Origin of the sequence: Pseudomonas sp. HY2-MNA-CIBAN-0224, assembly GCF_040310285.1 — a bacterium.
Classification (GTDB): Bacteria; Pseudomonadota; Gammaproteobacteria; order Pseudomonadales; family Pseudomonadaceae; genus Aquipseudomonas; species Aquipseudomonas helleri.
This window is the reverse complement of sequence record NZ_JBEOPQ010000003.1, coordinates 19,721-44,178: the sequence shown is the minus strand read 5'-3', so window position 1 is coordinate 44,178 and position 24,458 is coordinate 19,721. Positions and strand designations below refer to the sequence as shown.

Annotated in this window: 22 protein-coding genes; 2 read left to right on the top strand and 20 right to left on the bottom strand. The window is 48.8% G+C overall.

The window, feature by feature from the left end; genetic code table 11:
- The first annotated feature begins 89 nt into the window (after positions 1–89).
- Complete coding sequence (locus AAEZ03_RS03340) at positions 90–647, top strand: TetR/AcrR family transcriptional regulator (protein WP_350576014.1); 558 nt, start codon at positions 90–92, stop codon at positions 645–647.
- 60 nt (positions 648–707) lie between these two features.
- Here the strand turns inward: AAEZ03_RS03340 and AAEZ03_RS03335 are convergent, their stop codons facing one another.
- Entirely contained in the window at positions 708–1,037 is a 330-nt protein-coding gene (locus AAEZ03_RS03335) for a ComEA family DNA-binding protein (protein WP_278939503.1), read from the bottom strand.
- A 428-nt stretch (positions 1,038–1,465) separates the two neighbouring features.
- On the opposite strand from AAEZ03_RS03335, the gene AAEZ03_RS03330 reads away from it, so the two are divergent.
- The gene (locus AAEZ03_RS03330; RefSeq protein ID WP_350576011.1) at positions 1,466–2,596 is read left to right on the top strand and encodes an acyltransferase family protein; all 1,131 of its coding nucleotides are present in this window, start codon (positions 1,466–1,468) and stop codon (positions 2,594–2,596) included.
- Between the two features lie 104 nt (positions 2,597–2,700).
- Here the strand turns inward: AAEZ03_RS03330 and AAEZ03_RS03325 are convergent, their stop codons facing one another.
- The 19 genes from AAEZ03_RS03325 to hisC all read right to left on the bottom strand — a co-directional run bounded on the left by AAEZ03_RS03325 (position 2,701) and on the right by hisC (position 24,456).
- Entirely contained in the window at positions 2,701–4,695 is a 1,995-nt protein-coding gene (locus tag AAEZ03_RS03325) for a polysaccharide biosynthesis protein (protein ID WP_350576008.1), read from the bottom strand.
- An 87-nt stretch (positions 4,696–4,782) separates the two neighbouring features.
- Positions 4,783–5,799, bottom strand: a complete 1,017-nt coding sequence (locus AAEZ03_RS03320; protein WP_278939505.1) for an MraY family glycosyltransferase — start codon at positions 5,797–5,799, stop codon at positions 4,783–4,785.
- 45 nt (positions 5,800–5,844) lie between these two features.
- Positions 5,845–6,804 (bottom strand): NAD-dependent epimerase/dehydratase family protein, encoded by a 960-nt coding sequence (locus tag AAEZ03_RS03315; protein ID WP_350576005.1) that lies wholly within the window; start codon positions 6,802–6,804, stop codon positions 5,845–5,847.
- Complete coding sequence (locus AAEZ03_RS03310) at positions 6,801–7,916, bottom strand: glycosyltransferase family 4 protein (protein ID WP_350576002.1); 1,116 nt, start codon at positions 7,914–7,916, stop codon at positions 6,801–6,803. The genes AAEZ03_RS03315 and AAEZ03_RS03310 overlap by 4 nt, the downstream gene beginning before the upstream one ends.
- Before the next feature lie 68 nt (positions 7,917–7,984).
- Complete coding sequence (locus tag AAEZ03_RS03305) at positions 7,985–9,073, bottom strand: glycosyltransferase (protein WP_278939508.1); 1,089 nt, start codon at positions 9,071–9,073, stop codon at positions 7,985–7,987.
- A 1-nt stretch (position 9,074) separates the two neighbouring features.
- Complete coding sequence (locus AAEZ03_RS03300) at positions 9,075–9,869, bottom strand: glycosyltransferase family A protein (RefSeq protein ID WP_350575999.1); 795 nt, start codon at positions 9,867–9,869, stop codon at positions 9,075–9,077.
- Positions 9,863–11,098 (bottom strand): oligosaccharide flippase family protein, encoded by a 1,236-nt coding sequence (locus AAEZ03_RS03295; RefSeq protein ID WP_350575996.1) that lies wholly within the window; start codon positions 11,096–11,098, stop codon positions 9,863–9,865. The genes AAEZ03_RS03300 and AAEZ03_RS03295 overlap by 7 nt, the downstream gene beginning before the upstream one ends.
- Position 11,099: 1 nt before the next feature.
- Entirely contained in the window at positions 11,100–12,326 is a 1,227-nt protein-coding gene (locus AAEZ03_RS03290; RefSeq protein WP_350575993.1) for an O-antigen ligase family protein, read from the bottom strand.
- Between the two features lie 68 nt (positions 12,327–12,394).
- Entirely contained in the window at positions 12,395–12,952 is a 558-nt protein-coding gene (rfbC, locus tag AAEZ03_RS03285) for a dTDP-4-dehydrorhamnose 3,5-epimerase (protein ID WP_273218911.1), read from the bottom strand.
- A complete protein-coding gene (gene rfbA, locus AAEZ03_RS03280) occupies positions 12,949–13,842 on the bottom strand; it encodes a glucose-1-phosphate thymidylyltransferase RfbA (RefSeq protein WP_123750440.1) in 894 nt (297 codons plus the stop codon). Before rfbA ends, rfbC begins: the two co-directional genes overlap by 4 nt.
- Positions 13,843–13,998: 156 nt before the next feature.
- Positions 13,999–14,526 (bottom strand): transcription/translation regulatory transformer protein RfaH, encoded by a 528-nt coding sequence (gene rfaH / locus AAEZ03_RS03275; protein WP_082158170.1) that lies wholly within the window; start codon positions 14,524–14,526, stop codon positions 13,999–14,001.
- Between the two features lie 88 nt (positions 14,527–14,614).
- Complete coding sequence (locus AAEZ03_RS03270) at positions 14,615–16,093, bottom strand: MBL fold metallo-hydrolase (protein ID WP_278939512.1); 1,479 nt, start codon at positions 16,091–16,093, stop codon at positions 14,615–14,617.
- Between the two features lie 46 nt (positions 16,094–16,139).
- Positions 16,140–17,414: a Wzz/FepE/Etk N-terminal domain-containing protein gene (locus AAEZ03_RS03265; protein WP_350575989.1), complete on the bottom strand. Its 1,275-nt coding sequence runs from the start codon at positions 17,412–17,414 to the stop codon at positions 16,140–16,142.
- Positions 17,415–17,669: 255 nt separating this feature from the next.
- The gene (locus AAEZ03_RS03260) at positions 17,670–17,918 is read right to left on the bottom strand and encodes a lipopolysaccharide assembly protein LapA domain-containing protein (RefSeq protein ID WP_123750438.1); all 249 of its coding nucleotides are present in this window, start codon (positions 17,916–17,918) and stop codon (positions 17,670–17,672) included.
- Positions 17,919–17,942: 24 nt separating this feature from the next.
- Positions 17,943–18,239 (bottom strand): integration host factor subunit beta, encoded by a 297-nt coding sequence (gene ihfB / locus AAEZ03_RS03255; RefSeq protein WP_003447108.1) that lies wholly within the window; start codon positions 18,237–18,239, stop codon positions 17,943–17,945.
- A gap of 364 nt (positions 18,240–18,603) precedes the next feature.
- Complete coding sequence (gene rpsA, locus AAEZ03_RS03250) at positions 18,604–20,298, bottom strand: 30S ribosomal protein S1 (protein WP_019826775.1); 1,695 nt, start codon at positions 20,296–20,298, stop codon at positions 18,604–18,606.
- A gap of 123 nt (positions 20,299–20,421) precedes the next feature.
- The gene (gene cmk, locus AAEZ03_RS03245; RefSeq protein ID WP_123750437.1) at positions 20,422–21,111 is read right to left on the bottom strand and encodes a (d)CMP kinase; all 690 of its coding nucleotides are present in this window, start codon (positions 21,109–21,111) and stop codon (positions 20,422–20,424) included.
- The gene (locus AAEZ03_RS03240) at positions 21,108–23,315 is read right to left on the bottom strand and encodes a bifunctional prephenate dehydrogenase/3-phosphoshikimate 1-carboxyvinyltransferase (RefSeq protein WP_350576203.1); all 2,208 of its coding nucleotides are present in this window, start codon (positions 23,313–23,315) and stop codon (positions 21,108–21,110) included. The genes cmk and AAEZ03_RS03240 overlap by 4 nt, the downstream gene beginning before the upstream one ends.
- Before the next feature lie 28 nt (positions 23,316–23,343).
- On the bottom strand, positions 23,344–24,456 hold the full coding sequence (gene hisC, locus AAEZ03_RS03235) for a histidinol-phosphate transaminase (protein ID WP_278941534.1): 1,113 nt from the start codon (positions 24,454–24,456) through the stop codon (positions 23,344–23,346).
- Positions 24,457–24,458: the final 2 nt, after the last annotated feature.

Genomic DNA, 24,458 nt, shown 5'->3' with positions numbered 1-24,458 from the left:
CAAATACCTATACACAAATGCACGAAGTGTCTGTGCAATGGCTCGAAACTCAGGGCTATGATGCGTCATTGCATAAAGAGGCTGCAGCCATGCGTTACTCACCCGACCACAAAGCCCTGACGCATCAACGCATTATTAAAGAAGCCGCCTGCCTATTTCGACGTGACGGGATTGGAGCAACCGGCCTGCAGCCCCTGATGAAATCTCTGGGCCTGACCCACGGTGGCTTTTACGCTCACTTCGCCTCAAAAAACGAACTGGTTGAAAAAGCCCTGCAACAGGCAGCATATGAAGTCGATGGCCTGTGTGCCGATATATTCAGCCAGCCGCAGCCGCTACATGTGTTTGTTGATGCCTACCTGTCGCAATGGCACGTGACCTCGCCCCATGAAGGCTGCCCATTGCCAACCATGTCTGCAGAAATGGCACAGCAAGGACATGCCAGCCCGACGACCGACAGCGTTATCAACGCAAGGCTCAAACAAATCGAAAGCACGCTGCCGGGCACTGAGGCTGAAGACCAGAGCATCATGATATTCGCCAGCTTGGTGGGCGCATTGGTGCTTGCCCGAAGCGTTGAGAGTGACGCGTTAAGAGAAAAAATTCTGGATGTAACACGTAAAACACTGAAGCAATCAGTCGAGTAAAAGCGGCTGCAAACAAAAAAGGCCAGTCACTGACTGGCCTTTTGCATTCCCACGCTTTACTTAGTTAACGGCAACCCGATCCCGGTTCTTGTCAAAAATGGCTTTGCCTATGCCTTTGACTTCCAGCAACTCATCGGCCGAAGCAAAAGCCCCATTTGCCTCACGGTAAGCAACGATTGCTTTAGCCTTGGCGGCACCAACACCGGAAAGCTCGCGCTGAAGTGTCGCCTCATCCGCCGTATTGAGGTTGATTGTCATCACTTGCACATCAGGTGAAGCCGTCGCAGCCACGACCGGTGCACTCGCTTCTGCCACAGGAGCAGCATGAGCCACGTTGGAAATACCAACCATCAAAGCCAAAAACATCGAAGAGAGCAAGGCAATACGCATAAGTGACACTCCAATACATCGTTAAGTGGAAACAGCTTTCCTGAGCTGTACTCCAAACTTAGGCGATGGTTGGAGGGTGTCAAAAATGTGTCAGTTGCAGGGTGTGTACTTACCACCAACAGAACCAAAATTAATACTTCACATGTAGAGAAAAGGCGAAAAAAAAAAAAAAAAAAATGATGCTATTACGCACAATCCAAAATAGAGCCATCCCACCTCTCCGAAATTTCTTGCACAGAGAAGAGCACGATTATTACAGGTCTAGACTGGTAGCTTTGGGCCAAACCATCGATTATTCTTCCCGCAGGTTAATGAGGTTCCATCCGAACTGAAGACCTAGATCTTCAGGGTTCCCCCTGAAATAATTAACGAGGTGGCCATGGCTGAACCTACAAGCCATACCACTAGCGACAGGCCCTCACAACCGAATGAATACCGAATACACTCTCGAGTCACTGGTAATATCGCTTTCAATAGTCGCGATATTTTTGCTCTTCTCGACACTATTTAAAGAGAAAATCGAAAAAGCGGAAATAAAGCATGATTACAAATTTATTAATGGCCTTAGAGGGTTAGCGGCTGTATTTGTATTCATCAATCATGCCCCCTTTATTCTGACAAGCTTGGGCATAACAAATAGCACATTTTCGACATGGGGCTGGATATATGTGAACCTAGGTTCATTTGGCGTTCAAATATTTTTCTGTATTACTGGTTTTTTATTTTTCGACAAAATTATAAAAACACCAACAATGCAATGGGATAATTTCTTTGAAGGCCGAGTACGAAGAATTGCCCCGCTCTATTACTTTTCATCGCTCATAGTGGTATTGATTGCCTGTTTTTATTCAAACTTCGAAATTTTTGATAAAAATACGCTGCTTACGCTTGCGAGCATGCTGACGTTCAACTTTATCGACGGCCCTTCCAAAATAGGTGAGGTCGCTTTAACCCCGCTGAACTCAGTGACCTGGACATTAGTGCATGAATGGCGATTTTATGCCGTTTTACCCCTGATCGCTCTGGCTTACAAGTCAAAATATAACAAATTAATACTGGCAACAGCGGTTTTGTTAACAGCAATCGATCTGAGTGTCAGCGCTATCGTTTGCTGGTCATACTTTTTGACGGGAATTATAGCTGCTGTTCTTCATAAAAAAATCCAATGCTCAAAGTTAAACGCCGGAATTCTATCCATTCTGGCGTTGGGCATTTTTATTTACACATGCGGTACCAAAGCAGAGCAAGGGTATGGCGCATTAAGATTTGTACTAACATCCTGCTTCTTTCTATGCATTACATTGGGCAACCCAAAACTCCTTCATGCTCAGTGCCTAAACCGATTGAGCGATATCAGCTACAGCATATACCTTATGCATTTGCCCATCTTGTATTTGACATTTAAGACCGCATCATTATTTGTGGACTTATCCACAATTTCCAAAACAACTTTCTGGTCGATCAACATGATTGCTATCCCATTCGTAACCATAATCTCAACACTTACATTTATCCATATAGAAAAACGGTATATGAAAAGAAAAACGTCTGCATTATGACACCCTGTATTTCAGAACTTGATTTCAAGACAAAAAAAGCCAGTCAAGGACTGGCTTTTTTATGGCATTTAACATTACGCAATCAGAGTAATTAATACAACTCTCTATATTTCAGTACGACGCTGCTGATGAACCCAGTCAACAATTTCACCCTCAGGCGAATAACCACTGACGGTATTGCTCAATATCTGCCTGACTAACACATAGTCATCTTGGCGAACGGCATCCATCAATTGTGTCAATCGGTCTTTCAGCTCATCCCAAGTCAACATGTCTTCGTTCGCACGCATAATCATTGGGTGCTGTGTAGCCGCAACGTTGTCACCAATAAGCAGTTCCTCATAAAGCTTTTCACCAGGCCGTAGGCCGCTGAACTCGATGGTAATATCACCATGTACATTCTTTTCTGAGCGCACACTTAAACCTGAAAGGTGAATCATTTTTTCAGCCAGTTCAACAATGCGTACCGGTTCCCCCATATCGAGGACAAAAACATCTCCCCCCTGCCCCATTGAGCCGGCCTGAATAACCAGTTGCGCAGCTTCAGGGATTGTCATGAAATAACGAGTAATTTTGGGGTGAGTGACGGTCAGTGGCCCACCGGCCTTGATCTGTTTATGAAAAAGAGGAATCACTGAACCTGATGAACCCAGCACATTGCCAAAACGCACCATGGTGAATCGGGTTTTGTTCACGCGTGACACTTTGGCCGAGTCACCAAACAAGACAGGGGCTATTTCCTGACTCAACGCCTGCAGAGTCATTTCTGCCAGACGCTTGGTGCTACCCATGACATTGGTCGGGCGCACCGCCTTGTCAGTCGAAATCAAAACAAAGTTCGCAACACCCGATTGCAATGCTGCTTGGGCGGTATAGAGCGTTCCCATAACATTGTTCTGCACACCTTCAGCCACATTGTGCTCAACCATAGGCACATGTTTATACGCTGCGGCGTGATAAACAGTGTCAACGTGCCAGGTCTTCATGACATCCAGCAGTTTTTGCGGGTTGCGAACTGAGCCCAAAATCGGCAGTACACGCACCATCAACGACTCACAATTAACTCTCTGTTCCAGTTCGCTAAGAATGCTGTAAAGATTAAATTCCCCATGCTCGTACAACAGCAGCGTGGTGGGTTTCAGGCTCAGGATCTGTCGACACAGTTCAGACCCGATGGAGCCTCCTGCTCCCGTGACCAAAACGCATTTGCCCTGGATGCAGTGCTCCAACAATTCAGCTTGTGCTGGAACTGCATCACGGCCTAGCAAATCAGCAATATCCACTTCCTGGATGTCGTCAACCTTAACCCTGCCGCTGGCCAAATCCATAAAACCAGGCACGCTGCGCACGTGCAGCGGAAAACCTTCCAGCAAACCCAATATTTCGCGCCTACGTGCACGCGAGGATGAAGGGATAGCCAAAAGAAGTTCTTGAGCGCCGGTTCGATCGATCATCTTCTGGATATTGTCGGCTTTGAAAACCTGCAGCCCGGAAATGATTCGATCAGCAATGCTGTCGTCGTCATCGATGAAAGCCACAGGGCGCATAAGCCGGCCCATCCGTAATGCGGCAACCAATTGGTTACCCGCAGCACCGGCACCATAAATAGCAACACGCGGCAATCCATCATCACGACTGGTAAAAGGAACGTGTTGAGCGGCGGCGAACCAGTCCCCCAAAAAGTATTGACGCATAGCCAGGCGCAATCCGCCAAGCATGATCAAGCTCAACCACCAATAGTTGAAAATGATCGAACGTGGCACAACGTTATCGTGGTTGCTGTACCAGTACACCACTACCGCTAGAATCAGGGCAGACAAGCTAACCGCTTTGATGATCGCGATAAGAGCATCATTGCCGAAATAGCGCATCACTGCTCGGTACATGCCAAAACGGATGAACAGAGGAATGGCTAACAAAGGTGCTGCAGCAAATAACCAGACATGGGCAGTGACCGGGTTGATCATATCGTCGATCCCCAACCGGACAACGAAAGCCAACCATAAGGCAAGCCAAACGAGCGCAGTGTCAGTGATTACTTGAATCGCCCGCTTTTGCCGTCGAGACATATTGAGTAAATATGATCGAATTATATCCATGGTGTCTTCGGCCTCTTATTTAACATCGCATCGCACATCAATGTGACACATGCTTAACTCTATAAATTCCTACGTACTACAAATTTTTTACTGCTTTTCCAAACCACCGGCGTTGAATTTCAACGCCAAAAAAACAAGTGGTAGATAGGCCAAAATCAAAGCGATAAGACCATCCACCCCCAAAACAGCTACAGCCAGCGCCCATGGCAACAGCCAGCCAATATTTATAGCAGCAACTGTCAAAGTAACCATTCGATGTGAGCCAAAATGACGAGAGGCAAACTGGTAGGCATGGCTTCTATGAGCTTCATAGACTTTATCGCCCCGTACTAATCGTCTCAACAGCGTCACTGTCGCATCGACAATGAATACGCCAAGGAGAATCAACCAAATGTAGAGAAAAGTTGAGTTAGCCCACGAGGCCTGCAACGAAAGGATTCCAAGAGTAATTCCTAAAAAACCACTGCCGGCATCTCCCATAAAAATACGCGCCGGAGGGAAGTTCCAGTACAAGAAGCCCATTACTGTTGCAGCCAACAACAAGGGGGCCCATACCAATTCATGAAAACCCGACAGCCAGGCAGCAAGCGCAGCACCACAGCAAACACATATCGCCTCAATGCTGGCCAGACCATCAATGCCATCCATAAAGTTATAAAGATTTAGCATCCAGACCAGATACAGGACTGCAAACAGACTACCGAGCCACATCAAATCTAGAGAGAAACCAAAGGCAACTATGGGTGGAAGTCCTCCTAACAAAAATACAGCAAATACAGCTGCTGAGAAGTGCCCCAACAAACGCCAGCGAGCGGCTATGTGCCCGTGATCATCAAGGAAGCCTAATATTGCAACTCCGCCGCCAGAAACAATAAACACCCACGCCGAGTGCCAGTCGATGGCGCCGATGACTGCCAGATAGAGAGCTGTCAATAAGAACACACCGACAATGGCCACTCCTCCGCCCCGTGGAGTAGGGATAGAATGTGAACTACGTGCATTCGGCACATCCATCAGGTTGCTCGCCAAAGCATATTTTCTAAGACAAGCGGTGAAGAACAGGCAAGAAATGCACACTAAAGGTAAAAACAACCACAGAGCCATATGAAAACTCACGAATAAATAAAAGATTGCACTATGGAGTGACCATTAAGGCATTTGGTTTTTTCTGAAGTCACGGCCTGCTTTTTCCAAAGCATCTTTGACATCGACAGGTGGAACCCATGACAGCAAGGTTCTTGATTTTTTGGAATCTATTTCCAGGGAGCCGCACAGTTGCTGATAAACGGAATATTTACCCAGCATCTTAGCGCCACCAAGCAAAAACACATCAGATACTGCAAATAATGGCGAACGAGATTGCATGCCCGATGCCAACGCTTTAATTATTTGCGGGGTAGACACTGACTGTGCATCCGATACTAAAAATGTCTCATTGGCAGCCAAGGGATGAGTCACACAGGTTTTGATAAAATCTACCAGGTTTTCTAACGCGACCATCGTCCGTGTGTTTTTTAATCCCGCCAGTGGCAATGGCATACCCGACGAAACTAATTTCAATAAACGTTTAAAATTACCCGGTGCATTGGCGCCATAAACCAAGGGAGGTCTTATGATCACCAAATCCATTGATTTGTTCGCACAAAGACTTTCTAGCCCTTGCTCTGCTTCCCACTTTGATACAGCATACATCGCCTGCGGAGCAGGCAAGCTAGATTCATCAAAAGCTTGTTCTAAAGTACAACTACCATTAACACCAATGGAGCTAAGAAAAATAAATCTTTTAACGCCAGCATTAATCGCTTGTTCAGCCAACATTAATGTCCCTTCAACATTAACCTTTCTAAACTCGACCAAAGGATCGCTACTGATTTCAGATAAAACATGTGCGCGGGCAGCTAAATGAATGACAACATCGACGCCTTCAAGAATATTGCGCCACTCTCCAGCAGTAGAAGTATCGGTTACCTTGGAAAATACGAAATTCGTAGCCACGAGCTCTATTGAACTTCGACCCGAGCCAACAACACTAACATCAGGTAGAGTTATCAGTGCCTTGCACAAAGACACTCCTATGAAACCAGTTGCACCCGTTACTAGTATTTTCATGTTCTTTCTTCTAACACTAACTGATAAACATCAAGGGTCTTACGCAACATTAAATCAAACGTGAATTCTTGCTCAAATTTCTCGCGTGCTTTATTACCCATCGATTCTCTCTCTCCTTGAGACTGTAACATTTGTACGAATGCATTTCGTAAAGCCACCGTGTAATCACGGGGAACCAGTATGCCTGTAACGCCGTCATCAATAGACTCTGCTACCCCACCTACGTCTGAAGCTATAACTGGCAAGCTTGATCGCATGGCTTCCAGAATAGTCAGCGGAAGACCTTCCCAATCAGAAATTAAAACAAATATATCTGAGTTACCCAGACGCACAGCAACATCCGAGCACGCACCTGAAAATGTAACTTTCTTTGCAATATGTAATTGTTCAGCAAGCAATACACATTTAGCGAGTTCAGGACCGTCACCTACTAATTCCAATTGCCAGTTTTTAATCTCAATATCCGCTAAGGCTTGTATAACAGCAGTCTGATTTTTAGGCTTTTCAAAACGAGCAACCATGATGATATTTACAGTAGCGTCGTCAGAGCGTTTAGTCGTTGCTGGAGTGATTTCAGGGACACCATTGTGTATCGTGACTAGCATTTCCTCAGTTGCAACATTCTGAGAGACAGCTAACTGTCGATCATATTCAGAGACGGTTATTATTTTATTAGAAATTTTAGAAAGTTGAGTTTCGATCCATCGATAGAACGTTTGCCTCTTGACGGATACACCTTCAGTAAATGCCCATCCGTGTGCTGTAAAAACGACGGGAATAGAAAGACTTTTAGCTGCTAACCTACCGATAACACCTGCTTTTGACGAGTGAACATGAACAACATCAGGTTTGGTCAACTTAAAAAATTTACGCAACTCAAAAAAACAAAGAAGGTCTTTTACAACACTTATTTCCCTTACAAGATTTCGCAGGCCATGGCACTTAAGCCCCATGGATGCAGCTCGATCAAATAAAACACCGGTTTCCGATTCTGCCCCGACACCAATAACGACATCATGACCTTTCGCTTGAGCCCCTGCCGCCAAGTCAAGCAAGTGTACGCTGGCGCCACCCAATACATCTGAGCGCGTAATTACATATACTATTTTCAATCGACCACCTTTTAAAAAATCCTGCTCTTCAATGACTAAACACGGGTCAATGCTAGCAAACTATATAATCACGCCCTGTATATATCCAACCAAACACCAACAATTTTGTCGATCGAATAGTTATCAACGATTCGTTTTCGTGCTAAACGCCCCATATTTTCAGCTTCGAAATGTGAAATATTCAAAGCATTAGTAATGGCATTCTTAAGTGCTAATGAATTTTGAGCGGGGACTAAATAACCACACTCACCCACAACCTCCTTAACACCTCCACAATCCGTTACAACAACAACACGCTCTGACGCCATGGCTTCGGCAACGACTAAACCAAAGCCTTCCCACGCAGACGACAGTACGTACAGATCGGCAGCATTATAAATATTCGCTACATCTGATCGAACACCGAGGAACGTTATTTTGTGCGATAGATTCAACTGAATCACGAGATCAGTTAATTTCTGTCTTTCACTTCCTTCACCTACAATCCATAGCTTGGTATCAGTAAAGTCATCAGATAATTGCGCAAAAGCGTTGATTAGATTTTCATAATCTTTTGCAGCCTCAAGCCTCCCAACAGCCACTATTAACTTATCTTTATCAGCGATACCGTTAACGTCTCTTAATCGCTGCCCTGATACCTTGTCGGGTCTATAGAGTGTCGTATCAATACCATTTGAAACTTCAAAAATCCCACCTGGAGGGGCGGCTTTTTTTTGTTCAAATACCTTTGCTGCTTCCAATGTCACATTGGTCATGGCATCGGTTAGCGAGTGGGTGAGACGATATGCCAACATCCGAAGTTTTCCGCCCTCATTCGTGTTATGGGCAGTATTGATCAATTTCTTTATTGGGCAAACCAATCTAACAACACGTGACAGCAGGTTTGCATGAACCATATGAGCATGAACCACATCGGGGTCATAAGCCCTGATAACTGACCGAAGTTTCAACACGCCCTTTATAAAACCAGAGATTGTCTTCTCCAACTCTAATCCGATCAACTCGATCTCTTCGTGTTTGGGCCGCAGCAACACAGGCCCAGTCAAGTAGCAGATTTTAACAGTATGCCCTTGCTCGTAGAATCTATCGGCCAGATCGAGCACTTGGCGCTCAGCACCACCGACGCCAAGCCCAGTGATTAAGTAAAGTATTTTCATTTTAAGAAACGCGCTCTTTGGTCATGCTGAAAACTAGACATTGGACATACCTGATAAGACATTTTGTTTTTCTGACAACACTTTTTTCACGCAGTATTTGATGCTTGTAATACACACCAAACCCGAGTGGGTTACGGCGTAACATGCTTGAAAAATTAGCGGAGTAACCGTCTTCCAAATACTCACACAAATAGAGAACCTTATTACCAAAAAACTTAATAACTCCCTCATCTGAAACTCTGTTCCAAATCAACAACTCTGGGACAAACTTCTCCCCCGCAAACACTGGAAACGGATGTTTTATTAATGCCGTACGTTTGAATATATAAGCCAGATCACCTGCGTAATAATTTCCAGCCGCGGTGGGATTCATCACCGTCAGCTCTTCAGTTGATCCGTCGGGGAGACGACCTACAATGTTTCCTGAAAAAGCTTGTTTCCTGTAACAATAGCCAACCGTTGTTTTATGCTTATCGCTCGTCGCTGCAGACGTGAATACCTCGACTGCATCCACCGTCAGGGCATCATCGCTATCAACAAAATAGACCCATGCACCGCTGCTGGCCTGAACCCCTGAATTGATCGCAACATGTTTACCCGCATTTTTCTGCTTGATCACTCTCATGGAAAACGTAGCTTGCGCCTGAAAATCCTTTAGCAGACTCTCGGTTTCGTCAGTGCTGCCGTCATCTACCACCACCCATTCAAAGTCCAAGCGGGTTTGCTGAAGCAAACTGTCAAACAATCGTGGAAGTGTGTGAGCTCTGTTATAAGTAGCCGTAACAACTGTCAACATGCGCAACTCTCTACCCGTTTGATATTGATCGCAAACACTGCTAACGATATTGAAAAAACAATTTCCGACACTACAAATCCGTAAACAATACCTTTCAACTCAAACGTATAGGACAGTAATGCTGCCAAGATCAAAGAAAAGACAGAGAAGAACATCAACAGAAAGCTTAAAATCCGATCTTTGCCGAGAGGCATAAATATTGTCAGCCCCATCGCCTGATTCATCATTCTGAATGGAATGATAAATACAAAAATTCGTAATATAACAATCGCTTCTTCAAAGCCTGGACCCAGCATCAAACGAATTAAATAATCCCCTAACACATAGATTATGGCTGCGCCTATCACGCCGGCAAAAAATAGGCCTGCCACAATAAAACTGGAAAATTTCAAATTGAGCGTTGTGGATTGCAATAATTTTCTGCTCAAATAAGGATACAAGCCAATCAATACAGGCCCCACCAGCCCCACAGACGCTTTGATTATTTTTTCAGCCGGGGCAAACTTTGCCACTGCAGCCTGCCCACACATAACGCCGACCAGCGCAGGACCGGCACTCATCATAATATTGTTTGAACTCTTGTATAAGAAACTGTGAAAACCATCTTTTATCTGTGCTAGGCCGCCTCTAAATTTAAACGAATAACCGCCAACTACTTTATACACCAGGTAAAAACCAACCACCGTGTTAAGCAAGGCAAATGACGACATGATCATAAGCGCTTTGATTGCATCTTCAGGCTGAGAGATAAAAATAAACAGTACCAGCAACCCAACAAATCTCAAGCAGACTTCAAAAATAACGGGAAATGTTATTTTTTCCAAACCCTGAAACAACCAAATACTGCTGAACCCAAATGCGAAGAAATACAGATATCCCCACACTGCCGCTTGCGGTTTGACATCGGCGTTAGTAACAAAAATAACAAGGACTGAGGCGATCACCATGCCGGTGGTTAAAATCACTTTTGCCGAGGTGATCTCATTATATATATTGGACAATAATTTTTTATCATCGCCGCACAATGCAACTTGCCGAGCACCGCTCAACGAATAGCCATACTCCACGACAAGAGAGCATAACAATGCTGTTGTTTGTATCAGCAATATATGCCCATACTCATCTACCCCGAGCGCCCTAGCCAAGATAGGGATTTCTAGAATGGGAATCAGATAGCTGACCAACTGAGCTACAAACAACAAGCTTACATTTTTTAACTGCAAAATCATGTCATGCCTCTACCTGGGTATCATCAGTCGCCAGCATGCGCCCAGAAAAGGTAGATAACAGAGAGACCATCAACGCCCATATCCCCCACTCAGAAAGCTCTGTACTGAAGGGATGAAGCATCATTAAAAAGGCATAACCCAATACTCCACCAAAGGCTGCAATCGAATACGCAAGATTTGCAACCGACGTGACACCTTGTAATCGATAGGTAATTAATTTCCCAAGGAAGAAAAATACGGGAGAGAACATGAGTATCGCCATCCCTATGAACCCCAATACCCCAATATCACCTAACGAAGAGAGATAAGCATTATGCACAACCATGTTTTCACCATCGACCAGCGTAGTGGCTGTACCGAATCCGCATCCGAAGGGAAAACATTCCTGAACATGTAAAATCCCGTCTGACAGCATTTTTGTTCTTATTGGATCTCCTGCAGCAAGCCTGTTTAATACCAGCGGTTCTTCAGCATTGCTGAAAAATACGAACCCACCACTGTACAGTATCAACAAACCTATGCCACACACGCCTAGCACCAATGAGCACAGAACGGCCGCTTTAGGTTTCAAGTATGCGCAGAGCATAACAAATAACAGCGCCATCACCGCAAGAATCAAAAATCCGGTTCGACTTGAGTCAGACTTCAACAAGAACAAACCGCCTAGCATGGCCAGCAGAGAAAGCATTTTGTTCCCTGCCCCGAAAATCATTCCAGCAACCACAAAACCGACAAAAAATACGGGCGTTTTCCAAAGGACCCCTGGATAGGCAAATTGGCTGCCTTGACGCCCATCTCCCAACTCCACATAGAACTCGCGCAGGTAAAATTTAGATATCAAGAACATAAACAAGCCAATAGCAATACAGAACAGACTTATTTTATAGATATCCGCTCCGGCTAAATCACGGGCATTGATATAAATACAACAAAATGCCAATGCGATAAAAAAAACTTTTACGCCCTGATAAATTGTATATTCATCCTGATTGATGATACCGCTCAGGAAAAACGACACTAGAATCAGAAATAAACCTGTCATGTATACAAATAATTCAGCACTGATCGTTCGACCAAACTGACGCGATGAACAAAAGAACCCTACAAATATCACCGCACACCAAGCGACCCAATAACCGGCCGAACCAATGACAAATCGTACATCCCCCAACACGACCAACAGGCACGCTAACAAAATCACAAATACCGAAACTTTATCACTCTTCAACTTTGCCTCTCCGAATCAAAACACACAAAACACTTCATACCCAGCGTGCCCAGACTCCAGAAGATCTCTTATACGGGAAGTTTTACAAAAGCCGGTGCAGATTTGTCTTTGTCACTCAAATAATATTCAGCTAAGGTTGGCCATTGAATACCCAGATTAGCGTCGTCCCACACCACACTCTGCTCCGAATCCTTATTGTAATATTTGTCAACTTTATAGCTGACGCACGTGTCTTCTTCCAGAGATAAAAACCCATGGGCAAACCCTGCAGGTATCCATACCATCTTTTTATTTACAGCACTCAATTCCAGTGCAAACCATTCGCCGTAACTTATTGAGTCAGGCCGCAGATCGACTGCCACATCAAAGACTGCACCATGTAGAACGCTCACGAGTTTGCCTTGGGCATAGGGCTCGTGCTGATAATGCAATCCTCTTACCACACCCTTTTTCGAGCTAGACACATTATCCTGGACAAAATAGTCAGGACTATTTAAACCGAGTGCCAGTAAGCCAGACTTAAAAGTCTGCAGATTAAATATTTCCAAAAACCAGCCACGGTCATCTCTGAAAATATCAGGCTCAATAACCACTAACCCTTTAATAGATGTCGTCGTAAATTTCATGTGGCACGCTTTTCCGTTAGCAAACGCAGGAGGTATTGCCCATAACCGGTTTTTTGAAACTTCACAGCCTGTCGTGCCAACTGCTCGGAGTCAATCCAACCAAAATTGAAAGCAATTTCTTCAAGGCAGGCCACTTTTAAACCCTGCCGTTGCTCAATGGTTCGAACAAAACAACTCGCATCCAACAACGATTCATGGGTACCCGTATCTAACCATGCGAAGCCGCGCCCCAATATTTCAACCGTTAAACTACCCTGTTCTAAATAAAAACTGTTGATATCGGTGATTTCGAGCTCACCGCGTGATGAAGGTTTGATTTTCTTGGCAATATCCACAACTTGGTTATCATAGAAATACAGACCCGCCACGACATAGTTAGACTTCGGTTTCTCTGGCTTTTCCTCAATGCTGACGACTCGTCCAGCGTTATCGAATTCAACCACACCAAAGCGTTCAGGGTCAGAAACGTGATACCCAAATACCGTGGCCCCAGAAGGTTTTGACGTCGCTGCTTTCAGATTTTCTGAGAAGTAGTGCCCATAAAAAATATTGTCACCAAGAATCATGCAGACAGGATGATTGCCAATAAACGTTTCCCCAATGATGAAGGCTTGCGCCAACCCTCCTGGCGTAGGCTGTTGTTCATAACTCAACTCAATGCCGTATTGGCTGCCATCCCCCAGCAGTTTTCTGAAACAAAGCACGTCTTCAGGGGTTGTAATAATCAATATTTCACGGATACCCGCCAGCATGAGGACAGACAGCGGATAGAAAATCATGGGTTTGTCATAAATGGGCAACATTTGTTTGGACACCCCAAGTGTCAAGGGATGCAAACGTGTACCTGCACCGCCAGCGAGGATGATGCCTTTACGTTGGAGGTTGGTCATGTCGCGAGTACTTCCTTAATTTTTTCTGCGTACTCTTCCGGCCCCCTCAGGCACAGGAAAAGTCCTGCCTTCAAGCACGCTACCGCCCCAGGATTTATCGTTAATTTCCTGAGAACGGTTTTCCTTGGTCATGGCTAAGCTCCAGCCCTGATTTGCCTACCGAGTGGAAATACTCGTGACAGGCAAACTGATCTGCTGCTGACGATTCATTAAGTTGATGAGCAGAATGACCCGCTCCTCGCCGTCCATAGACATGAATATGGACTCAATACCCGCGAAGCCTTGGTCAAGAATGGTGACTTTGTCGCCAGCATTAAATTTGGAGATGACGTGCGTGTCTGCACGTGATTGTAGTTGAAGGATCAACTCGTGACTGACGGCCAAAGGTCGCCCGCCAAATGCAACAACCCGCGCGACTCCGCGGGTTGAGCGTAGGGGTGCCCAGTTGGCGCCTTCCGGCATGTTGATAAACAGATAGCCAGGGAACAAAGACTCTTTAACGCAGCTCAGCTGACCACGTAGCAACTTTTCACGTCGGCAAACCGGGCGTGAACATTCGTAGCCTTGGCGCTGGAGATTTTCCTCTGCACGTTCGTCTTGTTTAGGCTTGCATTGCACCAGGTACCAGTCATCAGATTTCGGGGTGCTGGGATCAGGCGGTACTGGAGTGTTTGTTATTTGCATGGGGACTTCATTAATGGGTTCATCCGTGTTTACCATTTTGCTCTGCATCTGCGCATGGTAAGCCACTGGGTTCTTATCATGACTGCAATCAGCTTCGCACAAGCGGCTCAGCGCCTGTTGGGACAAGGACATCGACAACTCTGTTTTGAGCGCGATACAGGCTCAACAGTTCCCTTGCCAATGCTTTCCTTGCCGACACCTCACCGTGTACCAAACGTATCTCTTCAGGCCAATCAGACATGCCTGATACAAAGTTGAGCAAGTCTTTCTGGTCGGCATGGGCGGAATACCCACCCAATGTGCTGACGCCAGCATGGATCATACAGCGCTCACCTTCCAATTCAACAAAACCGCCTGACGAAGCGTATTTTTGTATCACCGCTCCAGGAGTTCCCTTCGCCTGATAGCCTGTAAAGAGGACATTATGCCGTTGGTCAGCCAACATCCTTTTCAGGTAATTGACTATGCGACCGCTGGAACACATCCCTCCTCCGGCGATGACGATTGCCGGACGCCCCGTGCTGGCCAGATAGTTAACGGTCTGCAAGTGCCGGGCATGGCTGTCGATAGTGATCAATTGCTCAAAATGCAAAGGTTTGCGTCCATGTCCCAGACGCACTTGCGCCTCTTCATCCCAATAGTCCTGCAGTTCACGATAGACCTTGGTTAGACGACTTGCTAACGGGGAATCAAGAATAACCGGCACTTGTGGCCAAGTAATGGGAAGAAATTGAGCGTCATCACATACTGCTTGCGCCGGACCAAGCAACGCTTTGCGATGCAATATATCTTCGATTTCGTAGAGTAGCTCTTGAGTACGGCCCATGCTGAACGCTGGAATCAATAACGTTCCATGATCAGCCAAAGCCCTGTCGATAGCGACTTCTAAACGTTCCTGGCGGTTCAGACGATTTTCGTGTAAACGGTCGCCGTATGTGCTCTCAAGAATTAACACATTTGCCTTCTCGGGCGACACTGGCGCAGGCAGAAATGGCGAATGCGGAGCGCCCAAATCACCCGAAAAGACGATGCGTCGCGTCAACGCTCCCTGAGGATAATCTAGATCGCACTCCACATAGGCTGATCCCAGTATGTGACCTGCTCTCTGCAGCCGGATTTGAGCGCGCAGATTATCTGTTTGCTCAATGTTGAACCAATGGCCAAAAGGCAGCGCTATCACTTGCTGATGCACGCGCTGTAAATATCGTTCGATAGTCTTCGGCTCACGACTCACCTCAAGCTTGAATGCATCTTCAAGTATCAGTGGCAGCAATTTTGCTGATGGTTCACTGCACAGGATCGGCCCCTTGAATCCTGCAGCCAGCAAATAAGGAAGACGCCCCACATGATCGGCATGGATATGGGTGATGACCAAGGCGTTTATGCCTTCAAGCGGAAAGTCGATCTGCGGATACTGTGAGTTCCTGTCTAATGCAATGCGTTCGTCACTGCCTTGAAAAAGCCCGCAGTCGATCAGAATGCTGCTCTGGCGTGTCATCTGCAATTCATGACACGAGCCTGTGACGCCGCTAATGGCACCGTGATGTTTAACAATCGGATATGCCATGTACTGCTCTCACCAATCAGACGTAGGGGCAATCGGCATGCGGACTTTAGACTCTGCGCGTAGCCAACGAATCTCGCATCAACACAATCAAGGCCCCTGCCGCACAACCAAAAGCCACACCCAGAACTACGAACAAGATTTTCCTGGGTTTGATTGGACTCAGAGGTTCCAGTGCTTTACGGTCAATTGCCACTAACTGAAAACCGCTGAAATCAAGATTGCCAGCCTTACTCAAGCGTGCAATTTCAGCTCGAAAGGGCTGTACCCCACTCAGAAAAAGCTCCTCATTTTCACGCTGCTTAAGCACTTCAACTTCACGATTATTTTGCAGCATCCACATTTCACGCGCGATGTGAGCAATACGCACCTCTGTGAAGTCATCACTGTTACGCTTCAACAATGCAGAGCGTTCCGCTTCGAGGATCTCGACCCCCATAAAATAAAGTGGGATCTGCTGATTGTTGATCTCGGTGTACATGGTAGGCCCTTCACCCGCGCGAGAACTCTCAGCTAAACCCGAAGGCGTCGTTGGCTTTTGAATCCCCAGCGATTGAGCAATATCGATGGCTTCCTTTAATTGAGCTATTCGATCCCTTCGCTCAACCTTGAGCTGCTTACGCAGCGCGACAAGTTCGTCCTGCAATTGCGAACGCTGCACGCCATCGGCCTCCAGCAATGTTGCAATGCGGGCTTGCTTGTTCACGTCATATTCATCGCGAGCCGCGTCGATGCTGCCCTCAAGCTCCACAAGACGGTTCTCGATGATGATTTTGAGGTCAGCTTCTATCCGTTTACGCTCCACTTCAATTGCATATTCAACGAAGCCATTGAGAATTTGTGCACCGTCAACGCCTTCGGGATAGTTCAGCTCCAGGCGAATAAGTGCATTTCTCGACCCGTCCTTGCTAATAGAGGGCGTGATCACCTTCAACGAAGCTCTATTGAAGGACTCAAAGCTCTGCTCAAGCGTAACGCCTGGCCGCTGCAAATAACTGAACAGTGCCTGATTCGCTCTAAAAAAACCTAAGCGCACTTCATATGACTCAAGAGCTGAGCCCACTCTTGTCAGTGCCTCATCGGGAGGAAGTGTGTAGACACCTGAACGGTTAAGTGCATCCAGCGCATTAAGCGCAACCGGACGAAGCACGCTGGCAACCTGATACTCAGATGTGACGAGCCTGGTATAGGTATAAGCAGACAAACCAAAGAGTGTGCCCAGTAGCAGAATCAGACGCCTGCCCTGCCAAATCAGTTTGTAAATGCCAAAAATATCGATGTTATGCCTTGAGACGGCACTGGAAACAGAGGAAGTATTGCTCACCAACAAAGCCTGCTTTCAATGAAACATGGCGGGCTCGGTTGCAGGGATATTCATTGCTGGACAGCAGGTGTGTAAATCAGAGCACCTGATTAAGCAGGGAAATAGCTGGCAATCGAGGATTGGCCGTATTCTGCATGCATTACCAAGGCGTACATAGAATACGAAGCCTGACTTTCTGTAGGATTTTTCCTATGAAAAGCGACTACTACCAACCAAGGAGGCGCTCCTTGCCCCGATGCATCAAGCTCTTTGTTTTTAAGGCTGCAACACGCTGCGCTTCAATCTGGCAGCCTTTCGCTTGTATGCAATAAAGCCCATTGCAGGCCCAATCAGCATGCCGAGCAGCAATGCGCCGATAAAAAACAGTGAAGCTGGCAGCTCAGGTGTACGCCACCCTAGAAAAACCAAAGACGTGGGCTGCTGGTTTTCGAGAATGAAAATCATCGTCCCGAAAATAACCACCAGCGCAAAAGCCACCAGAACTGCACGCTTAACGCTACTCATCTGTAACTCCCATGTCCTTAAGGATTAAATATCGTCTTCCTCATCTTCGTTCACTCGATCCCGTAGCTCTTTGCCCGGCTTGAAATGAGGAACAAATTTACCGTCGAGACTTACAGACTGGCCGGTCTTTGGGTTACGGCCGACCCGTGGTGCACGGTAATGCAGCGAAAAACTACCAAAGCCACGGATTTCAATTCGATCTCCGGTCGCCAGGCACTGTGACATTTGTTCAAGCATGGTCTTGATAGCCAGCTCTACATCTTTGGATGAGAGTAGCCCTTGATGGGTGACAATTCGTTCGATCAACTCCGACTTCGTCATATTTTTCCCTTCTTTTTCAAGCAGCTAGATCAGCGCTTCAAAGGTTTTAGCATGATCAATCGAATTTGAACAGCCCAGATCTTGACTTATCTTTGCAGACCTCTGCGCATTTGCTCAGGTATGCCTGTCATACCTGTCAACCATCACTTCAGATGCAGCGCACCATCAACCTGCCCAACATGCGCGCAGAGAGTTCCTGACCGGTAATTGAGACAGATACCGTGTACAGGAGCCGAGCACCACAAAAACCTCCAGAATCGCGTCGTACTGGCTCTGTATGCTTTATGCCTAAGAAAACAATACTCAAATCGCAGGCACAAAAAAGGGCGACCTAAGTCGCCCTTTTTCTATGGTCAATCAGAACTTAGTTCTGTTTTTCCATTTGTGCACGCAGCAGGTCGCCCAGAGTGGTCGGACCAGCAGCGATCTCAGAGGTGGCTGGCTTGTCGCGCAGGCTCTGGATTGCTTCCTTCTCGTCTTCAACGTCTTTCGACTTGATGGACAGTTGGATTACGCGGCTCTTGCGATCAACGCTGATGATCTTGGCTTCTACTTCTTCGCCTTCTTTCAGAACGTTACGCGCGTCTTCGATGCGGTCACGGCTGATTTCGGAGGCTTTCAGAGTTGCTTCGATATCGTTGGCCAGAGTGATGATGGCGCCTTTAGCGTCAACTTCTTTCACGATGCCCTTAACGATTGCGCCTTTGTCGTTCTCTTGTACGTACTCGGAGAACGGATCGCTTTCCAGCTGCTTGATGCCCAGGGAGATACGCTCACGCTCTGGATCAACAGACAGGATAACGGTGTCAAGCTCGTCGCCCTTCTTGAAACGACGTACAGCTTCTTCGCCCACTTCGTTCCAGGAGATGTCGGACAGGTGAACCAAGCCGTCGATGCCGCCGTCCAGACCAATGAAGATACCGAAATCGGTGATCGACTTGATGGTGCCGGAGATTTTATCGCCCTTGTTGAACTGGCCAGAGAAATCTTCCCATGGGTTAGATTTGCACTGCTTGATGCCCAAGGAGATGCGACGACGCTCTTCGTCGATGTCCAGAACCATAACTTCCACTTCGTCGCCGACTTGTACGACTTTCGAAGGGTGGATGTTTTTGTTGGTCCAGTCCATTTCAGAAACGTGTACCAGACCTTCAACGCCTTCTTCCAGCTCAGCGAAGCAGCCGTAGTCGGTCAGGTTGGTTACACGAGCGGTAACGCGAGTGCTTTCTGGGTAACGGGCTTTGATAGCAACCCATGGATCTTCGCCCAGTTGCTTCAGGCCCAGGGAAACACGATTGCGTTCGCGATCGTACTTCAAAACCTTGACATCGATCTCGTCGCCAACGTTGACGATTTCGGAAGGATGCTTGATGCGCTTCCAGGCCATGTCAGTGATGTGCAGCAGGCCATCAACGCCACCCAGGTCGACGAATGCGCCGTAGTCGGTGAGGTTTTTGACGATACCTTTAACTTGCTGACCTTCTTGCAGGGATTCCAGCAGAGCTTCACGCTCAGCCGAGTTCTCTGCTTCAAGTACGCTGCGACGCGAAACAACAACGTTGTTGCGCTTCTGGTCAAGCTTGATGACCTTGAATTCCAGCTCTTTGCCTTCCAGGTGCGTGGTATCGCGCACTGGACGAACGTCAACCAGAGAACCTGGCAGGAACGCACGGATGCCGTTAACGTCGACAGTGAAGCCACCTTTAACCTTACCGTTGATAACGCCCTTGACCACTTCTTCAGCTGCGAAGGCTGCTTCCAGAACGATCCAGCATTCAGCGCGCTTGGCTTTTTCACGGGACAGCTTGGTTTCGCCAAAGCCGTCTTCGACCGCGTCCAGCGCAACGTGAACTTCATCACCGATGTTGATGTTCAGTTCGCCAGCGTCGTTGTGGAACTGCTCCAGCGGGATGAGGCCTTCAGACTTCAAACCAGCGTGAACGGTAACCCAACCAGCTTGGTAATCGATATCAACGATGATAGCGGTGATGATCGAGCCAGCCTGAAGATTCAGGGTTTTTAGGCTTTCTTCAAACAGTTCTGCAAAGCTTTCGCTCATTTTAATTCCTGTTGATCAAGGGCGAAGGAATACGCCCATCTGCCACATTCCAGACAATGTGGGTTACGTTCATATAAAAGAAGGCATGCAGGACTATTTCTGGTCTCCTGCACGCGTTCTTGGTCATCCGGCGAGATCGCGAAGGGCGATTTCACTCTTGATGCGTTCTAACACCTGCTCGATGGATAACTCCGTGGAGTCAAGCTGTATGGCATCAGCCGCCGGCTTTAGCGGGGCTATTGCACGCTGCGTGTCACGCTCATCACGGGCACGTATCTCATCCAACAGACGCGGGAGACTAACATCATCCCCCTTGGCCTTCAACTGCAAGTAACGGCGACGGGCCCTCTCCTCGGCGCTGGCCGTCAGGAAAATCTTCAGCGGCGCCTCAGGAAAAACCACTGTTCCCATGTCGCGACCGTCGGCAACCAGCCCCGGAAACTCCCTGAATGCACGCTGACGCTGCAGCAAAGCCTCGCGAACAGCGGGTAACGCCGCCACTTGCGATGCACCCTTAGCAACCGTCTCATTACGAATAGCCAGCGTGACGTCTTCACCCTCGAGGATGATACGCGCCGATTTACCTTCCGTCGCCCCGACGAACTGCACGTCAAGGTGAGCCGCCAACTGACTTAACAACGCTTCGTTATCGAACGCGACACCATGATTGACAGCAGCAAACGCCAGCAAACGGTATAAGGCGCCAGAATCCAGCAATGCCCAGCCCAAATGCTCGGCCAGGCGACCTGCAACGGTGCCCTTGCCCGAACCGCTAGGTCCGTCGATGGTGATGACTGGCGCCACCGAGATCACGACTGCGCCTCTTGCGCCACACGAATACCGACCTGTTTGCACAGCGCCAGGAAGTTCGGGAAAGACGTCGCGACGTTAGCGCAATCGTGAATACGGATTGGCGCCGTAGCGCGCAGCGAAGCAATGCTGAATGCCATCGCAATACGGTGGTCGCCATGACCATGAACCTCACCGCCACCGATGGAACCGCCATCAATAATGATGCCGTCAGGGGTCGGTTCGCATTTGACGCCCAAGGTCAGCAAGCCGTCAGCCATCACCTGGATACGGTCCGACTCCTTGACCCGCAGCTCTTCGGCGCCGCGCAGAACAGTACGACCTTCAGCCACCGCCGCAGCCACGAACAGCACCGGGAATTCATCGATGGCCAATGGCACCAGCGCTTCCGGAATGTCGATACCTTTAAGCTTGGCAGCCCGAACACGCAGGTCCGCCACTGGCTCGCCGCCCACTTCGCGCTGATTTTCGAGGGTGATGTCAGCACCCATCAAGCGCAAAATGTCGATCACGCCTGTGCGAGTAGGGTTGATGCCTACGTGCTCCAGCAACAGGTCCGACCCTTCAGCGATGGAAGCCGCAACCAGGAAGAACGCCGACGACGAGATATCGCCCGGCACTTCGATATGCGTCGCCGTGAGCTTGTGGCCCGACTCGACCGACGCCGTAGGTCCATTGACACTGACCGGGTAACCAAAACCACGCAACATGCGCTCGGTGTGATCGCGGGTTGGCGCTGGCTCAGTGACAGAGGTCGTGCCTTCGGCATACAAACCCGCCAGCAACAGGCAGGACTTCACTTGGGCACTGGCCATTGGCAATGTGTAATTCACGCCTTTGAGCGCGTGACCGCCACGAATGGTCATGGGCGGGCGACCCTCAGCCGCCGTTTCGATCACAGCGCCCATTTCACGCAGCGGGTTGGCCACACGGTTCATTGGGCGCTTGGTCAGCGATGCATCACCGGTCAGCGTCGTGTCAAAGCTCTGTGCGGCCAAAAGACCCGACAACAAGCGCATCGACGTACCTGAGTTACCCAGATATATGGGCCCAGGCGGCGCTTTCAAGCCATGCAGGCCAACGCCGTGAATGGTCACGCGACCCTGGTGCGGTCCTTCAATGACAACGCCCATGTCACGGAACGCTTGCAACGTTGCCAGAGCGTCTTCGCCCTCAAGAAAACCTTCAACCTGCGTCGTGCCCTCAGCCAACGAGCCGAGCATGATCGAGCGGTGAGAAATGGACTTGTCGCCTGGCACACGGATTTGGCCAGTTACAGTGCCACCTGGTTCAGCCAGGAAAATCAGATCATTTGAATTCATAGGGTCCACATATGCCCGGCGGGCCAGGATTTTACTGAAATGCTCTCGAGCAACCCGGGCGCGGGTAAAAACGCCCAGCAATTGATGCCCGTCCCCTGCATCGACCGCGTCGCGCAAGGCGTCGAGGTCGCTACGAAATGTATCCAATGTGCGCAGCACCGCCTCGCGGTTAGCGAGGAAGATGTCATGCCACATTACCGGGTCGCTCCCGGCGATTCTTGTGAAATCGCGGAAGCCCCCTGCAGCGTACCGAAAGATCTCCAGATTCTCATTGCGCTTGGCAAGAGAATCGACCAACCCAAACGCCAGCAGGTGCGGCAGATGACTGGTTGCAGCGAGGACTTCGTCGTGGCGTTCGACCTGCATATGTTCAACATCTGCACCCAGTGCGCGCCACAAGGTATCGACCAGGGCCAGCGCAGCAGGATCGGTTTCGGCCACAGGCGTCAAAATAACCTTGTGCCGCTCGAACAGACTGGCATTTGAAGCCTCGACACCGCTTTGCTCAGACCCGGCAATTGGATGCCCCGGCACGAAACGCGGTGGCATGGCACCAAACGCCTGAGCTGCAGCGCGCACCACGTTACCCTTGGCACTGCCGACATCGGTCAATACCGCATGGCCCAGATCAATGCCCGCCAATAAGCCGAGCATTTTCTCCATCGCCAGAATTGGCACGGCCAACTGAATAACGTCGGCGCCACGGCAAGCCACCGCCAGATCCGTTTCACAGCGATCAACCACACCCAGCTCGACTGCCAGGGCTCGCGACTTCGGGTTCAGATCAACACCGACCACCTCGGCGCACAAGCCACTTTCACGCATACCTTTAGCGAAAGAGCCACCAATCAGGCCCAATCCCATAACCACCAGCCGGCCTACAATAGGCGCAACAGGTTTCAGCGATATAACATCAACCACGAGCAAGAACCTTGGCCAGCGCCTCAAGCAAGCGGGTGTTTTCCGCTGGCAGACCAATGGTGATACGCAAGTGATTCGGCATGCCGTAGTTGGCCACCGGGCGCACAATGACGCCTTCACGCAGCAAGCCTTGATAAACCGGCGCTGCGACCTGCCCCAGATCCACCGCAATAAAATTGCCTTTGGATGGAATCCACTGCAAGTCCAACTCACGGAAGCCGTCTTGCAACTGCTCCATGCCCGCCTCGTTGAGGCGGCGGCTTTCGGCCAGATAGTCGGCATCTTGTAGCGCAGCGCAGGCCGCGGCCAGCGCCAGGCTATTGACATTGAATGGCTGGCGAACGCGGTTTAACACATCGGCCACCACAGCGCTCGACAACCCGTACCCTACCCGCAAGGCCGCCAGGCCATAAGCCTTGGAGAAGGTTCGCGAGACCAGCAAGTTCGGGTAAGCCGACAAGAACTCCACGCCATCCGGCAATTCACTGCCTTCTGCGTACTCGATATACGCCTCGTCCAGAACCACCAGCACACGCTCAGGCACATCTTGCAAAAACTCGTTGAGCGCCTCGGCGCTGAACCAGGTGCCGGTCGGGTTGTTCGGGTTGGCGAGGAACACCACACGGGTGTTCTCGTCTATAGCCCCCAGCATGGCCGGCAAGTCATGCCCCCAATCTTTGGCCGGGACAACATGCGCCGTCGCACCAATGGCCTGGGTCACGATCGGGTACACCGCGAACGCATGCTCGCTGAACACGGCATTCAAGCCTGGCGCCAGGTACGCACGCGCAACCAGCTCCAGAATGTCGTTAGAACCATTGCCCAGCGTCACTTGATTCAGTTGCACGCCAGTTTGCTCGACCAGCAAGGTTTTCAGGGCGAAACCGTTGCCGTCTGGATAACGCGTCAACTCAGCCAGTTCTTCACGAATGGCCGCCAGCGCCTTGGGGCTTGCACCCAAAGGGTTTTCGTTGCTGGCCAGTTTGACGATGGTCGCCGGATCAATATCCAGCTCACGCGCCAGCTCGTCCACAGGCTTGCCCGGGACGTATGGCGAAAGTTGCTGCACGCCCGGCTGTGCCAGGGCGAGGAAATCACCGCTCATGT

What these genes read in the sequence shown, in the direction of transcription:
- hisC (WP_278941534.1), bottom strand. Translation starts at nt 24,456, where the DNA reads ATGAGCGGTGATTTCCTCGCCCTGGCACAGCCGGGCGTGCAGCAACTT.
- rfbA (WP_123750440.1), bottom strand. Translation starts at nt 13,842, where the DNA reads ATGACCAACCTCCAACGTAAAGGCATCATCCTCGCTGGCGGTGCAGGT.
- AAEZ03_RS03320 (WP_278939505.1), bottom strand. Translation starts at nt 5,799, where the DNA reads ATGGCTCTGTGGTTGTTTTTACCTTTAGTGTGCATTTCTTGCCTGTTC.
- AAEZ03_RS03325 (WP_350576008.1), bottom strand. Translation starts at nt 4,695, where the DNA reads ATGGATATAATTCGATCATATTTACTCAATATGTCTCGACGGCAAAAG.
- AAEZ03_RS03305 (WP_278939508.1), bottom strand. Translation starts at nt 9,073, where the DNA reads ATGAAAATACTTTACTTAATCACTGGGCTTGGCGTCGGTGGTGCTGAG.
- AAEZ03_RS03270 (WP_278939512.1), bottom strand. Translation starts at nt 16,093, where the DNA reads ATGGCATATCCGATTGTTAAACATCACGGTGCCATTAGCGGCGTCACA.
- AAEZ03_RS03330 (WP_350576011.1), top strand. Translation starts at nt 1,466, where the DNA reads ATGAATACCGAATACACTCTCGAGTCACTGGTAATATCGCTTTCAATA.
- AAEZ03_RS03340 (WP_350576014.1), top strand. Translation starts at nt 90, where the DNA reads ATGCGTTACTCACCCGACCACAAAGCCCTGACGCATCAACGCATTATT.
- rfbC (WP_273218911.1), bottom strand. Translation starts at nt 12,952, where the DNA reads ATGAAATTTACGACGACATCTATTAAAGGGTTAGTGGTTATTGAGCCT.
- AAEZ03_RS03300 (WP_350575999.1), bottom strand. Translation starts at nt 9,869, where the DNA reads ATGTTGACAGTTGTTACGGCTACTTATAACAGAGCTCACACACTTCCA.
- AAEZ03_RS03295 (WP_350575996.1), bottom strand. Translation starts at nt 11,098, where the DNA reads ATGATTTTGCAGTTAAAAAATGTAAGCTTGTTGTTTGTAGCTCAGTTG.
- AAEZ03_RS03260 (WP_123750438.1), bottom strand. Translation starts at nt 17,918, where the DNA reads ATGAGTAGCGTTAAGCGTGCAGTTCTGGTGGCTTTTGCGCTGGTGGTT.
- rpsA (WP_019826775.1), bottom strand. Translation starts at nt 20,298, where the DNA reads ATGAGCGAAAGCTTTGCAGAACTGTTTGAAGAAAGCCTAAAAACCCTG.
- ihfB (WP_003447108.1), bottom strand. Translation starts at nt 18,239, where the DNA reads ATGACGAAGTCGGAGTTGATCGAACGAATTGTCACCCATCAAGGGCTA.
- rfaH (WP_082158170.1), bottom strand. Translation starts at nt 14,526, where the DNA reads ATGCAAATAACAAACACTCCAGTACCGCCTGATCCCAGCACCCCGAAA.
- AAEZ03_RS03315 (WP_350576005.1), bottom strand. Translation starts at nt 6,804, where the DNA reads ATGAAAATACTAGTAACGGGTGCAACTGGTTTCATAGGAGTGTCTTTG.
- AAEZ03_RS03335 (WP_278939503.1), bottom strand. Translation starts at nt 1,037, where the DNA reads ATGCGTATTGCCTTGCTCTCTTCGATGTTTTTGGCTTTGATGGTTGGT.